Origin of the sequence: Parahoeflea halophila (assembly GCF_900220985.1) — a bacterium.
Lineage (GTDB): Bacteria > Pseudomonadota > Alphaproteobacteria > Rhizobiales > Rhizobiaceae > Hoeflea > Hoeflea halophila.
This window is the reverse complement of record NZ_OCPC01000001.1, coordinates 795,475-813,323: the sequence shown is the minus strand read 5'-3', so window position 1 is coordinate 813,323 and position 17,849 is coordinate 795,475. Positions and strand designations below refer to the sequence as shown.

At 60.0% G+C, this 17,849-nt stretch carries 13 protein-coding genes, 1 tRNA gene and 1 pseudogene; 13 read left to right on the top strand and 2 right to left on the bottom strand.

Going from position 1 to position 17,849, the window contains the following annotated elements; translation table 11 throughout:
• The first annotated feature begins 81 nt into the window (after positions 1 to 81).
• Positions 82 to 999: an HNH endonuclease gene (locus CRO46_RS03890; RefSeq protein WP_097105224.1), complete on the top strand. Its 918-nt coding sequence runs from the start codon at positions 82 to 84 to the stop codon at positions 997 to 999.
• A gap of 195 nt (positions 1,000 to 1,194) precedes the next feature.
• Here CRO46_RS03890 and CRO46_RS03885 read toward each other — a convergent pair whose 3' ends face one another.
• Positions 1,195 to 4,236: a PAS domain-containing protein gene (locus CRO46_RS03885; RefSeq protein ID WP_097105222.1), complete on the bottom strand. Its 3,042-nt coding sequence runs from the start codon at positions 4,234 to 4,236 to the stop codon at positions 1,195 to 1,197.
• A gap of 267 nt (positions 4,237 to 4,503) precedes the next feature.
• On the opposite strand from CRO46_RS03885, the gene uvrB reads away from it, so the two are divergent.
• From uvrB to CRO46_RS20055, 12 genes and pseudogenes are all read left to right on the top strand, one after another.
• The gene (gene uvrB, locus CRO46_RS03880; RefSeq protein WP_097105221.1) at positions 4,504 to 7,479 is read left to right on the top strand and encodes an excinuclease ABC subunit UvrB; all 2,976 of its coding nucleotides are present in this window, start codon (positions 4,504 to 4,506) and stop codon (positions 7,477 to 7,479) included.
• Positions 7,480 to 8,177: 698 nt separating this feature from the next.
• Positions 8,178 to 9,179, top strand: a complete 1,002-nt coding sequence (locus CRO46_RS03875) for a ParA family protein (RefSeq protein ID WP_097105220.1) — start codon at positions 8,178 to 8,180, stop codon at positions 9,177 to 9,179.
• On the top strand, positions 9,172 to 9,987 hold the full coding sequence (locus tag CRO46_RS03870) for an SIR2 family NAD-dependent protein deacylase (protein WP_097105218.1): 816 nt from the start codon (positions 9,172 to 9,174) through the stop codon (positions 9,985 to 9,987). The genes CRO46_RS03875 and CRO46_RS03870 overlap by 8 nt, the downstream gene beginning before the upstream one ends.
• A gap of 874 nt (positions 9,988 to 10,861) precedes the next feature.
• The gene (locus tag CRO46_RS03865; RefSeq protein ID WP_097105217.1) at positions 10,862 to 11,479 is read left to right on the top strand and encodes a DUF922 domain-containing Zn-dependent protease; all 618 of its coding nucleotides are present in this window, start codon (positions 10,862 to 10,864) and stop codon (positions 11,477 to 11,479) included.
• A gap of 159 nt (positions 11,480 to 11,638) precedes the next feature.
• Positions 11,639 to 12,745, top strand: coding sequence for an endonuclease/exonuclease/phosphatase family protein (locus tag CRO46_RS03860; RefSeq protein WP_097105216.1), 1,107 nt, complete (start codon positions 11,639 to 11,641; stop codon positions 12,743 to 12,745).
• Between the two features lie 13 nt (positions 12,746 to 12,758).
• A complete protein-coding gene (locus tag CRO46_RS03855) occupies positions 12,759 to 13,532 on the top strand; it encodes an NUDIX hydrolase (protein WP_143438941.1) in 774 nt (257 codons plus the stop codon).
• A 129-nt stretch (positions 13,533 to 13,661) separates the two neighbouring features.
• Positions 13,662 to 14,582, top strand: coding sequence for a PhzF family phenazine biosynthesis protein (locus CRO46_RS03850; protein ID WP_097105213.1), 921 nt, complete (start codon positions 13,662 to 13,664; stop codon positions 14,580 to 14,582).
• 108 nt (positions 14,583 to 14,690) lie between these two features.
• A tRNA-Lys gene (locus tag CRO46_RS03845) sits at positions 14,691 to 14,766 on the top strand.
• Between the two features lie 85 nt (positions 14,767 to 14,851).
• A pseudogene (locus CRO46_RS20320) lies at positions 14,852 to 15,074 on the top strand (transposase); the annotation flags it as partial.
• 3 nt (positions 15,075 to 15,077) lie between these two features.
• A complete protein-coding gene (locus CRO46_RS19915) occupies positions 15,078 to 15,224 on the top strand; it encodes a hypothetical protein (protein WP_179758939.1) in 147 nt (48 codons plus the stop codon).
• 97 nt (positions 15,225 to 15,321) lie between these two features.
• Positions 15,322 to 15,621 carry a hypothetical protein gene (locus CRO46_RS20060; RefSeq protein WP_210421475.1) on the top strand — a complete coding sequence of 100 codons (300 nt, stop codon included), beginning with the start codon at positions 15,322 to 15,324 and terminating at the stop codon, positions 15,619 to 15,621.
• A gap of 328 nt (positions 15,622 to 15,949) precedes the next feature.
• Complete coding sequence (locus CRO46_RS20055; protein WP_210421493.1) at positions 15,950 to 16,225, top strand: DEAD/DEAH box helicase family protein; 276 nt, start codon at positions 15,950 to 15,952, stop codon at positions 16,223 to 16,225.
• Here CRO46_RS20055 and CRO46_RS03835 read toward each other — a convergent pair.
• Positions 16,222 to 17,841, bottom strand: coding sequence for a dihydroxyacetone kinase subunit DhaK (locus CRO46_RS03835; protein ID WP_097105211.1), 1,620 nt, complete (start codon positions 17,839 to 17,841; stop codon positions 16,222 to 16,224). The two genes, CRO46_RS20055 and CRO46_RS03835, sit on opposite strands and share 4 nt — an antisense overlap.
• Between the last annotated feature and the right edge of the window lie 8 nt (positions 17,842 to 17,849).

Genomic DNA, 17,849 nt, shown 5'->3' with positions numbered 1-17,849 from the left:
GGTCTGATAGGACTTTACACCTCTGTATAGGTTAAGCTTTTGTCTCTTCCGGTTTATATTGAAGTGGCGTAACTTCGGTCCATGAAGGCCGTTTTCTATCACAAGCCAGACAGCCGTTACGACGATGTGACCGGGCAACGGTACCACTTTCCTCACATCTATCTGTCGCGAGTTCAGCGAGTGGTTGATGACTGGATGGTTTACTATGGGCCACTCCCACACCGGTACGGTCGATACTATAGCGGGATTGCCAGGGTAGCGCAGGTCCGTGCAGACCCTTCGACCGAAAAGCATTTTTATGCAGATTTGGTTGATTTCATCGATTTCGATAGGCCTGTCGAATACAAAGAGAACAGCGGATACGAAAAACGTCTAGTCCAGCCTGATGGAACCATAAACAATGGTTACAAGGTACAAGCAGTTCGTGAACTGATCGAGCAGGAATTTGCTTCGATCGTACAAGCAGGTTTGTCAGAAGTTGATGAATGGCCTGACCGGATCGACCCCCGCGAGGACGAAGATACAAAAGATTCACAGCTACTCCGGGATGGGTTTGAGGATCAACCTCAAGCGGCGTTGCTTGGAGAGGCGTATGAGCGGCCTATTGTCGAGCAGTTGCTGAAGCGGAAATGGCGGGACAGTAAATTCAAACAACATATACGCATTGCGTATGATCGTACCTGCGCCTTCACTGGCCTTCGGCTCATTAATGGAAAAGGTCGCCCGGAAGTTGAAGCGGCTCATATCCGTCCCGTGGATAAAGGCGGCAATGACTGGGTACGAAACGGGATAGCGCTTTCAGGAACGGTCCACTGGATGTTTGATCGGGGGCTGCTTTCAATGGATGACGACTTCACGATCCTTCGTTCCCGTCACCTAAACTCAGATGTGGGGCACCTACTGAACAAGGACCTTAAGGCAAAGGTTCCAACTGATTTACGATTGCAGCCGCATCCGGAGTATATGGGATGGCATAGACGGAACGTTTTTAAGGCGTAGGAGTTTTCACTCCTGAAATTGTCAGTGGGCAGGGCGCTATTCCCGGCACTTGTCCACTGGCACGCGCCGGAAGATGGAATCGCTTCATGACACCGGGCTGTTCAGGCTTCCGGAGAGGTTCCGCCCTGATCCTGCTTTCTTCGAAGAGCACCGCGATACCCGTTTCGAGCGGGGATCGCAGGGGCCGGTTTCGGCCTAACACAGCTTTTCGATCGCGGCTTTCAGTGTTTCGTCGGAATAGGGCTTGGTCAGCAAAATGGCGTCGTCGTCGGCTCCGTCCGGCAGCTGGCTCTCTCCGGTGGCAAAGACGATGCCGATGCCCGGGTGCTGCCGGCGCAACTCCCTGGCAAGCTCGCCGCCCTTCATGTCGGGCAGGCCGACATCGGTGACGAGAATGTCGAAACTGCGATCGGAGGCTGCTTCGATCGCTTCGGCGGCGGTACCGGCGTCGATCACGGCAAGACCCATGTCCTCGAGCATGTCGGCGGTGTTGATCCGGATCAGGGCCTCGTCCTCGACCAGAAGAACCGTCAGTCTGCTGGACTGCGAAGCGTCTTTCCGTTCCGCCGCTGCGGGAGGAGGGCTGGCGTCAACCGCAGGGCTGAGCGTCCCGTCCGTAGAGCGCTGTTTCTGGTTGGCGATCAGGTGGCGGATACGCCCGTCCAGCGCTTCGCGCGTGTAGGGTTTGGAGAGCAGTTCGACCCCGGGATCCAGCTTGCCGCCGTGGACGATGGAGTTTTCGGTGTAGCCCGAGGTGAACAGCACCACGAGATCGGGATTGCGCGCCTTGGCGATCTTTGCCATCTCCGGGCTCTTGAGCGTGCCAGGCATGACGACGTCGGTAAACAGCACATCCACCGGCACGCCACTTTCTATGACGGCGAGACCGCTCTGGGCATCCCGCGCCGTCAGCACGCGGTAGCCGAGGTCCCCGAGCGTGGCGACCACGGTGGCGCGGACATCATCGTCATCCTCGACCACGAGGATGGTTTCGGTGCCGCCTACGGCCGGCCCGGAGGGCGCCATGATCTCCTGTTCCTCGTCCCCGAAGGCGCGCGGCAGGTAGAGCTTGACGGTGGTGCCTTCGCCCGGTTCGCTGTAGATTTTGACGTGGCCACCGGACTGCTTGACGAAGCCATAGACCATCGACAGTCCCAGGCCGGTGCCCTTGCCTTCGGGCTTGGTCGAGAAGAACGGCTCGAACACCTGTTCCAGCGTCGCCTCGTCCATGCCGGTGCCGGTATCAGAGACGGCGAGCAGTACGTAATTGCCACTTTCCACATCGTCCATGCCCGCGGTGTAGGTGTCGTCGAGGCGGGCATTTGATGCCTCGATTGTCAGCTTGCCGGTGCCATCCATCGCATCGCGGGCATTGATGGCAAGGTTGAGAAGGGCGTTTTCAATCTGGGTCGGATCGGCCGAGATGTTCCACAGGCCTTCGGCGATGACGATCGCGATATCGACGGTTTCGCCGATCGAACGGCGCAACAGGTCGTCCATGCCGTTGACGAAACGGCCGACATTGATGACCTTCGGTTCCAGCGGCTGCCGTCGGCTGAAGGCCAGCAACTGGCTTGCCAGTTTTGCACCGCGATCAACGCCGGCGAGCGCGTTCCTGACCCTTGTTTCGGCACGCTCGTTGCCCGCCACGTCCCGGGCCAGCAATTGCAGATTGCCGGCCACCACCTGCAAGAGATTGTTGAAATCGTGGGCCACCCCGCCTGTCAGCTTGCCGATGGTCTCCATCTTCTGCGACTGCTGCAGCGCCCTTTGTGACTGCACCAGCTCTTTAGTGCGTTCTTCAATGCGTTCTTCCAGCGTGGCGTTGAGTTCGGCCAGCGCCGCTTCATTGAGCTTTGCGTGCTCGATATCGGTGTTGCTCCCGACCCAGCGGCGAACCTCGCCATCCTCATTCTTCACCGGCGTGGCGCGGACAACGTGCCAGCGGTACTGGCCGTCATGGCGCCGGATACGGAATTCGATCTGGTAAACCTCGCCGGTTTCCACGGCCTTGGACCAGGCTGCCGCGGCGGCGGGAAAATCGTCCGGGTGCAGGATGGTCCCCCAGCCGTCGCCCTGTAGCCGCTCCGCGGTTTCGCCGCTATAGGCCAGCACCCGGTCGTTGAGCCATTCGATGCGGCCATCCGGGGTTGCCGTCCAGATGTGGTTGAGCATGGATTGGGCCAGCGAGCGGAACTCTTCCTCGCTGGCCTTGAGAGAAAGTTCGGCCCGCTTGTTCTTGGTGATGTCGGTAAACAGCACCGCCACGTTGTCCGATCCGGGACCGTCCATGCGAAAGGCCTGGGCCTGGAACCAGCGGTTGCCGAGCGCGTCTGCGGGCAGTTCGGTGTTGACCGGTTCGCCGGTGCGCGCGACACCGCCATAGAGGTCAAACCAGTGCTGCTCGTGGTCCGGCGCGATGTCGCGGCGGATCCGCTTTCCGACCGGGTTCTCGATGCCGGTGTGTTTGGCGAATGCCCGGTTGGCTTCTATGAATTCGTAATCGACCGGATTGCCGTCGTCGTCCCAGATCATGCGGATGACGCAAAAGCCGGATTCGAGATTTTGAAACAGGTTGCGGTAGCGTTCGCGCTGGGCCTGGGCCTCCAGCTCGGCCTTGCGCCGCGCGGTCAGGTCGAACAGCACGCCGGGGAACCGGTCGGGCTTGCCGGGGCCGCCTTTGACAAGCTTGCCCTGCGCCAGCACATAGGAGACCGATCCGTCGGGCCGCTGAAGCCGGTATTCGCTGCTGTAGGCCGCTCCGGTCTCGATCGTGTGCATGATCGCGTCGGCGACCCGCCCCCGGTCGTCCTCGTGGATCTGGTTGATAAACTGCTCCAGCGGCAGGCCCTTGTCCGCCTTGGCGGGATCAAGGCCGAAACTGGCCGCAAAACGGCCGTCGGCGAAAATCAGGTCCTGAGAGATATCCCAGTTCCAGGCGCCGATGACGTCGGCATTGGTCATGGTCAGGTCGAGGCGTTCCAGCAGATGCTTGGTCTGCGAACTTCTCAGCGTGACGACGCGGCCATTGTCAGGCGTGGGGACGGAGACCGAATCCAGATCCTGTGCCCCGTCGGTGCCGATGAAGAAGCCGCGGTCGTCATAGATGTCCGAATAGGGCTTGCCGACGATTTCTACGGGCTTCCAGCCCAGCAGCCGTTCGGCGCCCTCGCTCCAGCCGGTGATCACGGCATCGGAATCGAGAAAGATCAGCGGGGCGGAAAGTGTGGTGTCCATGCGGCCTATTCACTCGTAAAGAACGGCCCGCCCGGATGTCTCACAAAGCCCGGCTACCGCATATATCTGGGGGTTTGTCTATCATATTCGTGCCGGAAGCCTAGATGCTTATTTGAACCGGTGGTTTGCAAGGGGTGCATGCAGGCGGCGGGGACGTTTTTTCCGTGACGAACGCCGCAAGCATGCTGCCATCAGGTGTCAGCATCAGGCGGTTTTGTTCCCGCTTCACCCCTTCCCATTCGGCTCGACTCTACCCATATTGCCCGCATGGCAAAATCCCCCGCAAGATCCCCGCGCGCAAAGGCGTCCGATTCCCACTCCGATGGCTTCGAGGAGGCGCCGCAGAAGCCGTTGACCGGTGCGCCGGCGTCCGGGTCGATTGCCGACTGGGCTGCGGATCTGGCCAGGGAGGCCGAGCTGGAAGCCGTCAAGGCGCGGCGCAAGGCGGAAAACAGGGAGATTCGCTCGCAGGCCGGCAAACACCGGCGCAAGGCCGGGCAGCTCAGCGCCGAGGAAGCAGCGGCGCTGCCCCCAAAAGGCAAGGCTGGGGGCAAGGCCAAGAAGACCGCGGCGAAATCCGGCGACACCAAATCCGCGCGCGGCACCTCGATGGGCGCCAGCAGCAATCCGCGCGACCGCGCTGCCGCCGGCCTCAACGCCGTGGCCGGCCTCGACATCTCGATGGAAGAGGCGGAAGCCTCTGGTGCCACGTCCGCCAACACCGCCACCGTGCAGGCGCTGTCGGATCTGATCGAAAGCGGCAATCCGCTGTTCAAGAACGGCAAGACCTGGGTGCCGCACCGTCCGGCACGGCCGGAAAAATCCGAGGGCGGTGTCAGGATCCGCATGGCCACCGACTACAAGCCGGCCGGCGACCAGCCAACCGCGATTGCCGATCTTGTCGCAGGCGCGAACGAGAACGAGCGCAACCAGGTGCTTTTGGGCGTCACCGGCTCGGGCAAGACCTTCACCATGGCCAAGGTGATCGAGGAGACCCAGCGTCCCGCCGTCATCCTGGCGCCGAACAAGACGCTGGCGGCCCAGCTCTATTCCGAGTTCAAGAATTTTTTCCCCGACAACGCGGTCGAGTATTTCGTCTCCTATTACGACTACTACCAGCCGGAAGCCTATGTGCCGCGCACCGACACCTTCATCGAGAAGGAATCGACCATCAACGAGCAGATCGACCGGATGCGCCACGCCGCCACCCGGGCGCTGATGGAGCGTGACGACGTCATCATCGTCGCCTCGGTGTCCTGCATCTACGGTATCGGCTCGGTGGAAACCTACACCGCCATGACCTTCCAGATGCAGGTCGGTGACCGCATCGACCAGCGTCAGCTTCTGGCCGACCTGGTGGCGCAGCAATACAAGCGCCGCGACATGGATTTCCAGCGCGGTTCGTTCCGGGTGCGTGGCGACACGATCGAGCTGTTCCCGGCCCACCTCGAGGACGCGGCCTGGCGGATCTCGATGTTCGGCGACGAGATCGAGTCGATTGCCGAGTTCGATCCGCTCACCGGGCAGAAGACCGGTGACCTGCAGTCGGTGAAGATCTACGCCAACTCGCACTATGTGACCCCGCGCCCCACCCTGAACCAGGCGATCAAGTCGATCCGCGAGGAGCTCAAGCACCGGCTCGCCGAACTCGAGGCCGCGGGCCGGCTGCTCGAAGCGCAGCGGCTCGAGCAGCGCACCCGCTTCGACCTCGAAATGCTCGAGGCCACCGGCGTCTGCCAGGGCATCGAGAACTATTCGCGCTATCTCACCGGCCGCGCGCCCGGCGAACCGCCGCCGACGCTGTTCGAATATATCCCCGACAACGCGCTCTTGTTCATCGACGAAAGCCATGTCTCGATCCCGCAGATCGGCGGCATGTATCGCGGCGACTTCCGCCGCAAGGCGACCCTGGCCGAATACGGCTTCCGGCTGCCCTCCTGCCTCGACAACCGGCCGCTTCGCTTCGAGGAATGGGACGCGATGCGGCCGTCCACCGTCGCCGTCTCGGCCACCCCCGGCAACTGGGAGATGGAGCAGGCGGGCGGCGTCTTTGCCGAACAGGTGATCCGCCCCACCGGCCTCATCGATCCGCCGGTCGAGGTGCGTCCGGCCCGCGCCCAGGTCGACGACGTGCTCGGCGAAATCCGCGCCACGGCGGAAGCCGGCTACCGCACCCTGTGCACGGTGCTGACCAAGCGCATGGCCGAGGATCTGACCGAATATCTGCACGAGCAGGGCATCCGGGTGCGCTACATGCATTCCGACATCGACACGCTGGAGCGGATCGAGATCATCCGCGACCTGCGGCTTGGCGCCTTCGACGTGCTGGTCGGCATCAACCTGCTGCGCGAGGGTCTCGACATTCCCGAATGCGGGCTGGTGGCGATCCTCGACGCCGACAAGGAAGGGTTCCTGCGCTCCGAAACCTCGCTGATCCAGACCATCGGCCGCGCCGCGCGCAATGTCGACGGCAAGGTCATCCTCTATGCCGACAAGGTCACCGGCTCGATGGAGCGCGCCATGGCGGAAACCAACCGCCGCCGCGCCAAGCAGGAGGAATACAACAAGGCCAACGGCATCACCCCGGAATCGGTCAAGGCGCACATTTCCGACATTCTCGATTCGGTCTATGAGCGCGACCATGTCCGCGCCTCGATCGCAGCCCCCACCGGCAAGGGCAAGGCGGCCGACGAGGGCGCGCTGATCGGCGCCAATCTCAAGGCGCATCTCGAGGCGCTGGAAAAGCAGATGCGCGACGCCGCCGCCGACCTCGATTTCGAAACCGCCGCCCGCCTGCGCGACGAGGTCAAGCGCCTCAAATCCGTCGAGCTCGAGATGATGGACGACCCGATGGCCCGCGACACCGGCATCGAGAACACCCGCGCCAAACGCAAGGGTGAGGCGCGGTCCGCGCAGCGGAGCAATCGATCCAGTGAATCGATTGCAGTAACGAACGCCCGTAGCCCAAGCGGAGGGCTAGCGACGGGCAAGCCTGCGCGCGGCCCGAGCAAGGAGCCCAACCCGGACATCCTGCGCAATCCGGAATCAAGTTATTTCAGGAAAAACGATCTCGACGAAATGACGGTGGGCCGGACCGAGAAACCGGTGCCCGGCAAGACCCCGAAAAAGCCCGATGATCCGATCGTCAAGCGCGGCAGGATCGGCGCCGGCAGCTACGAGGACCCGGCCGAAGCCGCCCGCCAGAAACGCCGCCCGGGCAAGACCGGCCGGCCGGGACGGTAGCGGCTTTTCTGCCTCGCTCCTCACTCCGTCGTCATCCTCGGGCTTGACCCGAGGATCCATTCCGCAATCTCTCGGAATACGGCGGAGGTGGATGGATCACGGTGTGGATCCTCGGCTCGGGGGCCGAGGATGACGAAAAGCGGGAGGACTGAGAAAGCCGAAGGCCTGAGCGCGACGCCAAGCACTCGATGCTTAGCCTCTCCTAGTGCGAGGCAGGGCGAGACCCGTGGCTCGCGCCAGCAGTCCCGACAGGGCAGAGGGGGGGATCTCTCCCCTCGCACCAGCCTCACGTTCACCCCCCTCTGTCACTTCGTGACATCTCCCCCACAAGGGGGGAGATTGGCGATACCGCACCTTCCACCCGTCATCCTAGACTTGATCCAGACAAGCGAAGCGACGTCGTCGCCTCCGGGGTCCAGCAGCGCCTGCGATCACCAGGTGCGGAAGACTCTTCAGGAAGCATACCGAGCAAGACGTGTCTTCCGGCTCGCGGACGCTCGCCCGCTGGATGCCGGATCAAGTCCGGCCTGATGGACGCTATTTAGAGCTAGGGTTTCCGAATTATGTAAAAGAGACAGCGAGTAGTTGCGCGGATGTGTCGATTGCTCTTAAGCTGAATTCACCGATTTGCCCGTTGAATCCAATTTAAAACGCGCTAATCTGCAATTTGAGATACTTGTAGAAAATGGTTGTCCACAATGAAATCTATCGCAATGTTTAATAACAAAGGAGGAGTCGGGAAGACTACCCTTTTAACAAATCTCGCATCTATTTTGTCAAGTGAGTTCGGTTTAAGAGTATTGTTGATAGATGCTGATCCGCAATGCAATGCATCTCAATTGATGTTTAATGATGAAGTGACCGAGTCTCTTTATGAGAAGTCTGATACATTTACTATATATAGCGTTCTTCATCCTCTTTCATTGGGTAAGGGTTATTCCGATAAAATTAAACCATTTAGTATAGAAAACTTCGGATTTGACATACTTATAGGTGATCCTAGGTTGGCGTTGAAAGAGGATTTACTTGCAAAGGATTGGGCGTCTGCCGTGTCTGGAGAAATAAGAGGCTTGAGAACCACTTTTGTTTTTTCTGAGCTTTTGTCCCGCTGTCGGGATTATGATTATGTTTTTTTTGATATGGGGCCCTCCCTTGGTTCAATAAACAGATCTTGTTTGTTGGCTTGTGATTTTTTTGTAAGCCCTATGTCTATTGATATATTCAGTCTCAGGGCTATAGATAATATTAAGCTTTCCATTCAGTCTTGGAAGAAAAATCTGAGCATTGGTATTAATAATGTTGAAGATCCGGGCGATTTGAATGATATGATTGCAAAGCCTATGGATATAAAGTTTGGTGGCTACGTAACGCAACAATATATCGCAAAAACTACTGGTGATGGTGAGAAGCGAGCAGTGAAATCCTACGAAAAAATCATGAAACGCTTTGAGCCCTCTATTAGGAAGAATTTTGTAGATGTATTGCAGCCAAATGCACCTAAATTGAACTATAAGCTAGGTTCGATACCCAATCTTCATAGTCTGGTCCCGATGGCCCAATTTGCACGAAAACCAATATTCGAGTTGAAGGCTAAGGATGGAGTTGTTGGCGCTCACTTCGCAAAGGTTAATGAGTCAAAGAAATTGTTTGAAGAAATAGCTGGGAACATGATAAATAATTTGGCAGATCTCAATGATTGATTGGCCAGATGAAGTAATCGATTCAATTTCGCGTCGAAGAAGCGTCATTTTTATTGGTTCGGGAATATCTGCCAATAGCCAAGGCGTTAATGGTGCGCGTCCTCCAACCTGGAAAAGTTTTCTGGAGAGGGCGTTACAGAGATGCAGTAATCCTAAGGCGCACATTAGCAGGCACTTGAAAAGCGGCGATTATTTGAGTGCTTGTGACTTGTTGAAGGAGAGGCTGGATGAGGCATGGGATCCTTTTTTGCGGGAGTGCTTTGTTGCGCCAATGTACCGGCACGCAGAGATACATAAAAGTATTTTTGAATTGGATAGTCGTATAGTAATAACTCCAAATTTTGACAAAATATACGATAGATATGCAATAAACTCTAGTGGAGGAACTGTATCGGTAAAAAATTATACAGATCAAGATTTGGTTTCTGTCATAAGAAGTGATTTAAGATTTATATTTAAGATTCACGGAGATATAGATAGTCCGGGTAATTTGATATTTACTAGGAAGCAGTATGCGAAATCTCGAATAGATAATCCTAATATTGGTAAAATATTGGACGCCCTTTTAACGTCTCATTGTTTTTTGTTCCTTGGCAGCGGGTTGAGTGATCCAGACATGGCATTGTTGATGGAGGACCAAAATTTTTTGCATCGTTCAGGTGCGCCACACTACATGGTATTGCCAAAGCCTATCCATCAGGAGGAGATTAGATTAATACGCGACACAAGAAATATTAAAATTCTTACATACAATAAGAAAAATAATCATGAAGAGCTTTTGATTTCTGTTAATAACCTCGTTAATTGAGTAAATGTTAGTAGGGAGAAATTGTTGTTGAGTAAGAATTGGTGATCTTTTTCGTGAGATAGATCCATTTCTGACTATGTATATAGATTGTTGTTGTATAGAATCTTATTGATATTGCATTTTTGGTTTTTCGTATGTTGTTACCTGTGGCTAGTTTTCGTGGCTCCCCCCCCAAAAAAACATTTTCCCCACCCTCCATCCCCACGTCATACTCTCCTTTCTCCCGCTGCCGGATGGATCGCGAGCGTTTCGGGCCAGGCGGGAGGGGATGCTTCGGGGTGGGTGCGCAAACGTGGCGCACTGACCTCGGAGAGGCGGAGGCCATCGGGGTTCCGCTGGCGGGCGGTCCTCTCGTGTGAGGAGCGTGCAAAGCCAGCCACCGGGCCGGAATCTGCCCCCCATCAGCCGCAAGGCGGGTGAGGGGCGAGGTGACCGGAACGGGCCTGTGGCGGACATGGTCGCGTGACTGCATGCCGCGTTCAAACGACCTCGTTTGACCGATAACGGACTTGCATTCAAGGCGCGATCAGGGTCCGTGCCGGAACCCGCGACAAAAGCATCTCCTGCGGTCTGTCCGGATCGCGGCCGGGGCAACCCGGGCGAGGGGCCCTGAAGAGGGGCAGGTGGATAAGCCAACCCTCGCGTCATGCAGACCGCCGCCTGTCGGGTGCCGGACAGCATCCGGCGAGTTCCGGGCCGCGCGCGGACAGCGCCACCCATACTACATTCGTTCAGAGGCTCTGCCCGCGTGCGGCCCTCCGGACTATCTCTCCCCCCACACCCGGCGGCCTTGCCGCGCGGCAGCGTGATCGGCTGCCTTGAATTGGCCAACGGCTGGCATTACCACTCGGCGCCACCCGGTTGGAGAAACAACATGCCGTCAGCCCGTCCCGCCCTTGCCGCAGCCATCGGTGCCGCCCTTATGCTCGCCGCCACGCTTGTCGCCCAGCCGGCGCTGGCCTGGAGGGCTGCCGAGCAGGTCAAGACCTATCCGGTCAGCGGCCGGACCGCGCCCGAGCTCTACGTCTCGATCGGCGAGAACGGGCCGGTGATTTCCGGCGACCGGCGGGCGATTGCCCACACCACCTTCAAGCTGACCTGGGGGCGCGATTACCGCGAGCAGCCCGATGGCAGCTGCGTCATCGCCCGCAATGTGCCGAAGCTGATCATCACCTACACGCTGCCGAAACCGCGCGAAAACCTGCCGCCGGCCGTGGCCGCGCGCTGGCAGCGGTTCTACGACGGGCTCGCCGCCCATGAGCGGGTGCACGGGCAGCACATCATCGAAATGGTGGAGGCGATCGAGGCAGTCAGCGTCGGGCTGAGCGCGCCCGCCGATCCGGGCTGCCGCAAGGTCCGCGCCTTGCTGCAGAGCCATCTCAAGCGGCTCTCGGACGAGCAGCGCGCCCGCGGCCGCGACTTCGACCGCATCGAGATGGGCGAGGGCGGCAATGTGCAGACCCTCGTGCTCAACCTGCTGACCGGGCGCTGACCCGGCCCGTGAACGCGTTCGGGTACCGGCCCGCGCGGAAGCGACCGGCGCCGGGCGCAAGTGCGAAGGCGCGTGATTTGGCTTGCGGCGTCCGGTCCGCCTGCCTAGGCTCGGGTGCCCGGCGGCAGTGCCGCTTCCGGGCCAGAACCAGGACGCCGCATGACCGTTCGCATTGCCAGCTTCAACGCCGAAAACCTGCTCAGCCGGTTCGATTTCTCCGGCTTCCGCAACGAGCTGAGGCAGGACCGGGTGGCGCAGCTCTACGATTTCGACACCGAGGCGCAGTATCAGCAGGCCGAGATCGCCCGCGCCGTGTCGCTGACCGACGACACGCGGCAGCTGACCGCGCTGGCGATCGCCGAGGCCGATGCCGACATATTGTGCCTGCAGGAGGTGGAGAACCTCGATACGCTGCACCGGTTCGAATATGGCTATCTGTTCAAGATGATCGGCGACGGCTACCGCCACAAGGTGCTGGTCAACGGCAATGACGGGCGCGGCATCAACCTCGCGCTGATGACCCGCGAGCGGACCATCGACGGCGCAAAGATCGAAGTGCTCGATGTCACCAGCCACGCGCAGCAGACCTACGAGACGATGGGGCTTTACACCCCGGATCTCACGGAGCTGCAGAAGCCCGGCGACAAGCTCTTCAAGCGCGATTGCCTCGAGGTCGATCTCAAGGTCGGGGACAAGCGGCTCACCGTCTACGTGGTGCATTTCAAGTCGATGGGAGGCCCGCGCGACGGCATCGACGGCCGCACGCTGACGATGCCTGTGCGGGTGGCCGAGGCGCGCGGCGTGCGCAAGATCATCGCCGACCGCTTCGGGCCCGATGGCGGCGGCAAGCGTTATGTCATCGCCGGCGACATCAACGATTATTCCGAGAAGCTGGTGATCACCGGCGACCGCCGCAATGGCTACCGGTTCACGCCGGAACAGGCCGCGGGCGGGGCGGTGCGCGAGCTGACCGCCGGCGGCTTCGCCGAAAACGTCGTCGCCCGGCGCCCCGAAATGGATCGCTGGACGCTGTACCACACCCGCGGGCCGGAAGAGCGGCATCTGTGCCAGCTCGATTATCTGCTGGCCTCGCCGGCGATGGTGCGCTCGAACCGCGACCGGCTGCCCGACATCGTCCGTGCCGGCCAGCCCTACCGGACGCTGTTTCCCGACGGCCAGGAGGTCGAGCGCTATCCGCGCACCGGCTGGGACCGGCCCAAGGCGTCGGACCATTGCCCGGTGGCGATGACCTTTGACCTGGTGTGAGCGGGGCCCTGGTGTGCGTGAGACGAGCGGCGTGACCGGATTGAGCCACATTCCCGAAAGGCGCGTGTTCAGCCTCGATGCGGTGCGGCTGCGGCTTGACGAGGCCGAGCATCCCTGGCGGGTGCGGGAGCATGCCGCGATCGAGGCGGACTGGGCGCGTGAACAGGTGGCGCGCCCCTGGCTGTTCAACGGCACGGTGATGATCCATCGCGGCCTTGAGCTTGAAGGCGGCGTGATCTCGGGGATCAGCCACCGCGCCCCCTATGCGGCGCTGAGGCGGCTGGTGGCGACCTGGCCGCGGGCCGATGTCTGGCACCTGTTCGGCTCGGCGGTGATCCTGTCCTCGGATGACGCCATGCTGCTGATCCGGATGGCGGCGAAGACGGCCAATCCGGGCAAGGTCTATGCACCGGCCGGCTCGCTCGATCCCTCCGACATCCGCGATGGCATGGTCGATGTCGACGGCAGCATCCTGCGCGAGGCGCGCGAGGAAACAGGGCTCGACCTGACGGCTGCCGCGGCGGAGTCCCGGCTCTTGTGCTGGCGCAGCGGCGGTCTGGTGGCGGTGTTTCGCCGCTTCCGGCTCACGGAGACCGCGGACGTGCTGGCCGCGCGGATCCGCGCGCATATTCGCACCAGTGCGGAAGGCGAGATCGAGGACGTGGTGGTGGTGCGCGCGCCGCAGGATGCCGGTCCGACGGTGCCGGATTACATGCAGGCGATGGTCGACTTTCATTTTGCCACACCCCGGTTCGAGACCGGTTGGCAGATTGCGCGAAACAGATAGGATGCGTGTCTGCGCCCCGCGTGCAAGTGGTGCGCCGGACAGTGGCCTTGCCGCGCAGACAGGGATGCGGGTTGCGCTCCTAAAACACCAGAGCGGCGCGGGCCGCGACGACAGAGGAACCAGGCCGGCATGAGTGATTACGCAGTCTACGACGTCTTTACCGACACTGGCCTTGCCGGCAACCCGCTGGCGGTGGTGTTTGACGCCGATTCCTACAGCGACCAGCAGATGCAGGCGATCGCGCGCGAGTTCAACCTGTCGGAGACGGTCTTCGTGCTCAAGCCGGAAAACCCGGCCCACACGGCACGGCTGCGGATCTTCACGTCGATGCGCGAACTTCCCTTTGCCGGCCATCCCACCGTCGGCGCGGCGGTGGCGCTGGCCGAGCGGCGGCTTGGCGGGGCGGTGCCCGACAACGGCCTCGACCTGGTCAAGATGCTGGAGGAGGCGATCGGGCCTGTACGCTGCGCCGTCCGGGTCAGGCCGGGTGCGGCCGGCTTCGCGGAATTCGACCTGCCGAAACTGTCGCGGCAATTCGACGTGGAGATCGAACCGGCGGATGTCGGTGTCGCGCTCGGGCTCGACCCGCACGAGATCGGGTTCGAGAACCACCGGGTGTCGCTGTGGAGCGCGGGTGTGCCGTTCGTGCTCGTGCCGGTGCATGATCTCGCCGCTGCCGCCAAGGCCGAGTGCATTGCGGCGGAATGGGACCGGATTGCGCCGATGTGCGACGGCCAGCTGGCCTTTGCCTATGTCTATTGCCGCGGTGGAGTGAACCACGCCTCCTCGTTTCATGCCCGCATGTTCGCGCCGGGCGACGGCATGCCGGAAGATCCCGCCACCGGGTCGGCGGCGGCCGCGCTGTCGGGCGCCATCCATCATTTCGACGGCTTGCTCGACGGCAACCATGCGCTGGTGATCGAGCAGGGGGTGGAGATGGGCCGGCCGTCGCTGATCCACCTGCATATCGACAGCGCCGGAAATCAGGTCTCGCATGTCCGCATCGGCGGCGAAGCGGTGCGCGTGGCCGAAGGAAAGCTGCTGGTCTGAGCGCTTGCAGACACAAAAACCGGCTGATGTTGCAGCTGCGCGAAAAACAGTGTGGACACGGGCTTTGATCCGGTCTATACGCGCCTCGTTCCCGTCGCGGAACAGGTGGGGCGCGTAGCTCAGTTGGTAGAGCAGCTGACTCTTAATCAGCGGGTCCACGGTTCGAGCCCGTGCGCGCCCACCATCTTTTCACTGGAATTTTCCAATTATGATCTCTCGACCGGGAGATGGAGAGTTCCATGAAGGCATCGAAGTTTTCCTAGGCACAAATCGCCTTTTTCTTGAAGCAGGCTGAAGATGGCACGGCCGTCGGCGAGGTATGCAGCAAGGCCGGAATATCAGAGGCAACGTTCTACAACTAGCGCAAGCGCCACGCCGGGTTGATGCCGTCCGAGGTGACGCGACTTCGCCAGTTTGAGGAGGAGAACGCCAAGCTCAAGCGGCTTGTCGCAGACCTCAGCTTGGTCAAGGCCATGCTGCAGGATGTCCTCTCAAATGAGCTTTGAAGCCGCCCGCCGACGCCAGCTTGTGGATGAAGTCCGGGAGGTCTGGAAGGTGTCGATCCGCAAGGCGTGTCATGCGCTGCGGATCGACCGCTCCCTCTACACCTACAAGTCCAGGCGTGGCCGATCAAAGCAATGACCTGATTGAGCAAATCCAATCTTTGCTGTTACGAAGCAGACGGATAGGTTTTAAATGGGGACAGCGCGTTGGCGAGATGATCTGTTCGGGGGAGCGCTTGGACAAGAAAGACAAGCTGCTGTTTAGCGAAACGGATATCTGCAATCTGTTTATCGCGCAGGCGCTGAAAACCAGTGGCTGGGATCCGATGACGCAGATCCGCCGCGAAGTGACGCTAACGCCCGGGCCTGTCATCGTGCGCGGTAATGCCTCGTCACGAAACCAGAAGAAAAAAAATTTGCAGATTACGTCCTATCCTAGTAGCCCTCGCTTCCCGTCGCCCTCATCGAGGCCAAGAGTAATGCGTCTAGCGTCAGCTACGGACTTCAACAGGGGCTGGACTATGCCGGCATCCTGAAGCTGCCTTCAGCCTTCAGCTCCAACGGCGATGCATTCGCCAGCCATGACAAAACGGCACCGGTCGGAAGCGATATCGAAACTGAGCTGAGGCTTGAAGATTTTCCAACTCCACGTGAGTTGTGGCGGTGCTATCAGTGCTTCCACACTATCGAACCCGATGAGGTAGCGCTGGTTGAGCAGCCCTATTTTTGCGAAGGCGATGGCAAGAAGCCGGGCAATTAGCAGATTGATGCAATCAATCTGACTTCGAGGCGATTGCCAGGGGAAAGCAGCGAGTCCTGCTGGCAATGGCAACCGGCACCGGCAAGACCTAGACGACTTTCCAGATCATCCGGCGACTTTGGAAAGCAGGCAGGGCCAAACGCAACCTCTTTCTTGCCGATCGGAATATTCTGGTTGACCAGACTCTGGTCAACGACTTCAAGCCGTTCGGCGCGGTGATGACCAAAGTGAAAAATCGTAAGATCGATCCATCCTATGGGATCCACCTGGGCGTTTATCAGGCGCTGACTGGTCCCAACGACTCTGACAAGATCTTCAAGTCAGTGTCGCGTGACTTCTTCGATCTGGTCGTGATTAACGATGGCATCGTGGCAGCTTAGTCCCGAAGATGCTCGAACAGACGTGCAACCGCTTCAGCACCGGGATCCGTGTGACCTTCAAGTTGTTGCGCATTGATATATGCGGCACGGCCGGCATTTGCCTTGACCATCGTGGCCGTATGGTTTGCACCGGCGCGTGCGGCCTGGGCTGCCTTGGCGATGCTTTCGTCCAACGCTTCAAGGGCAGGATGAAGCGCATCCACCATGGTTCGGTCACCGAGGTTCGCGCCCCCGATCTCCTGCATCCTGGTCAGACCCGCCTTCAGCGCCCCGGTCATGGAGAGACCGCTTGAGGCCGCGTCACCGGCGGCAGCAAAGAAAATTGCCAGCAACACGCCCGAGGACCCGCCCATGGTCTGACTGAGTTCCTGCCCAATGGCACGGTAGAGCTGGGTGTGATCCGCCAGTGGCAGGGTGTCCATCGATGCGATCAAGGCGCGGGCTGCCCCGGCAAGCGTTGAACCTGTGTCTCCATCGCCTGATTTCGTATCCAGCACGTTCAGATCGCGTTCGCAGGCGATCAGTATCTCACAGCACTTGGTCAGAAATGCCCGCGTTTCCTCGTGCTCGGACGGAAGCGGTTTGATCGGCGCAAGGCCGTCCGGCAGATTGCGCACCGTCACCGGCGCAATTTCGCAGACGTCCGGCCAGGCCGGAAGAGGGCTCGGTTGCGACAGTGCCTCCAGATCATCATCCGTGGCCGGATAGACCGAAACGGAGAACCCTCGCATGTCCAGCGAGGTGACCATCGCAGCCGGGCCGATAATCCATTTCAGTTTTCCGGCAATCTCTGATCTAGCCAGTTCATTGGCCAGAACGGCCATCTCAAGCACGGACGTCCCGCCCAGATTGTTGAGAAGCGCGACATGATTGCCGTCCGCCATGTGTGCGGCCAGTTTCCCGCAAACTGCGCCCATCGCCTGCCGGGCATCGGTATACTGGATTTGCTCGACGCCAGCTTCACCATGAATGCCAAGGCCAAGTTCGGCCATTCCCTTGGGAATGCGGGCCTCTTTTGGCGAGCCCGGAACCGTGCAGGTATCAAGCGACATGCCGATCGTCTTTGTGCCGGCGATCACCTTCTCGACGCGGGCAGTGATCTCATCAAGATTTGCTCCGCGCTCAGCCAGTGCACCGGCGATCTTGTGCACAAAGAGGGTGCCCGCCACGCCGCGTGCCTGCGGTAGATCCGGTAGGGCCACATCGTCATCGACAACGACCATGCTGACATTGAGACCGAATGCCTTGGCCCGTTCGGCTGCCAAACCGAAGTTCAACCGGTCGCCGGTGTAGTTCTTGACGATCAGCAGACATCCGGCAGGCCCGGTGACAGCCAGGATGCCGGCGAGGACTGCATCCACGGAAGGGGATGCAAACACATCGCCGCACACTGCGGCGGTCAACATCCCCGCGCCGACAAAACCCGCATGCGCTGGCTCATGCCCCGAGCCGCCGCCCGAAACCAGGGCCACCTTCGACTTGTCCCAGTCGTTGCGGACCACGACCCGTATGTGCGGATACCCGTCCAGACGGGCAAGTTTACCGCCCGATGTCGCAACAATGCCATCAACGGCATCAGTAACGATGCTTTCCTTCTGGTTCATAAACTGGGTCATTGAAGGGT

Bases quoted from the DNA above. Each gene is read 5' to 3' on its own strand.
- CRO46_RS03890 (WP_097105224.1), top strand. From the start codon at position 82: ATGAAGGCCGTTTTCTATCACAAGCCAGACAGCCGTTACGACGATGTG.
- CRO46_RS03885 (WP_097105222.1), bottom strand. From the start codon at position 4,236: ATGGACACCACACTTTCCGCCCCGCTGATCTTTCTCGATTCCGATGCC.
- uvrB (WP_097105221.1), top strand. From the start codon at position 4,504: ATGGCAAAATCCCCCGCAAGATCCCCGCGCGCAAAGGCGTCCGATTCC.
- CRO46_RS03875 (WP_097105220.1), top strand. From the start codon at position 8,178: ATGAAATCTATCGCAATGTTTAATAACAAAGGAGGAGTCGGGAAGACT.
- CRO46_RS03870 (WP_097105218.1), top strand. From the start codon at position 9,172: ATGATTGATTGGCCAGATGAAGTAATCGATTCAATTTCGCGTCGAAGA.
- CRO46_RS03865 (WP_097105217.1), top strand. From the start codon at position 10,862: ATGCCGTCAGCCCGTCCCGCCCTTGCCGCAGCCATCGGTGCCGCCCTT.
- CRO46_RS03860 (WP_097105216.1), top strand. From the start codon at position 11,639: ATGACCGTTCGCATTGCCAGCTTCAACGCCGAAAACCTGCTCAGCCGG.
- CRO46_RS03850 (WP_097105213.1), top strand. From the start codon at position 13,662: ATGAGTGATTACGCAGTCTACGACGTCTTTACCGACACTGGCCTTGCC.
- CRO46_RS19915 (WP_179758939.1), top strand. From the start codon at position 15,078: ATGAGCTTTGAAGCCGCCCGCCGACGCCAGCTTGTGGATGAAGTCCGG.
- CRO46_RS03835 (WP_097105211.1), bottom strand. From the start codon at position 17,841: ATGACCCAGTTTATGAACCAGAAGGAAAGCATCGTTACTGATGCCGTT.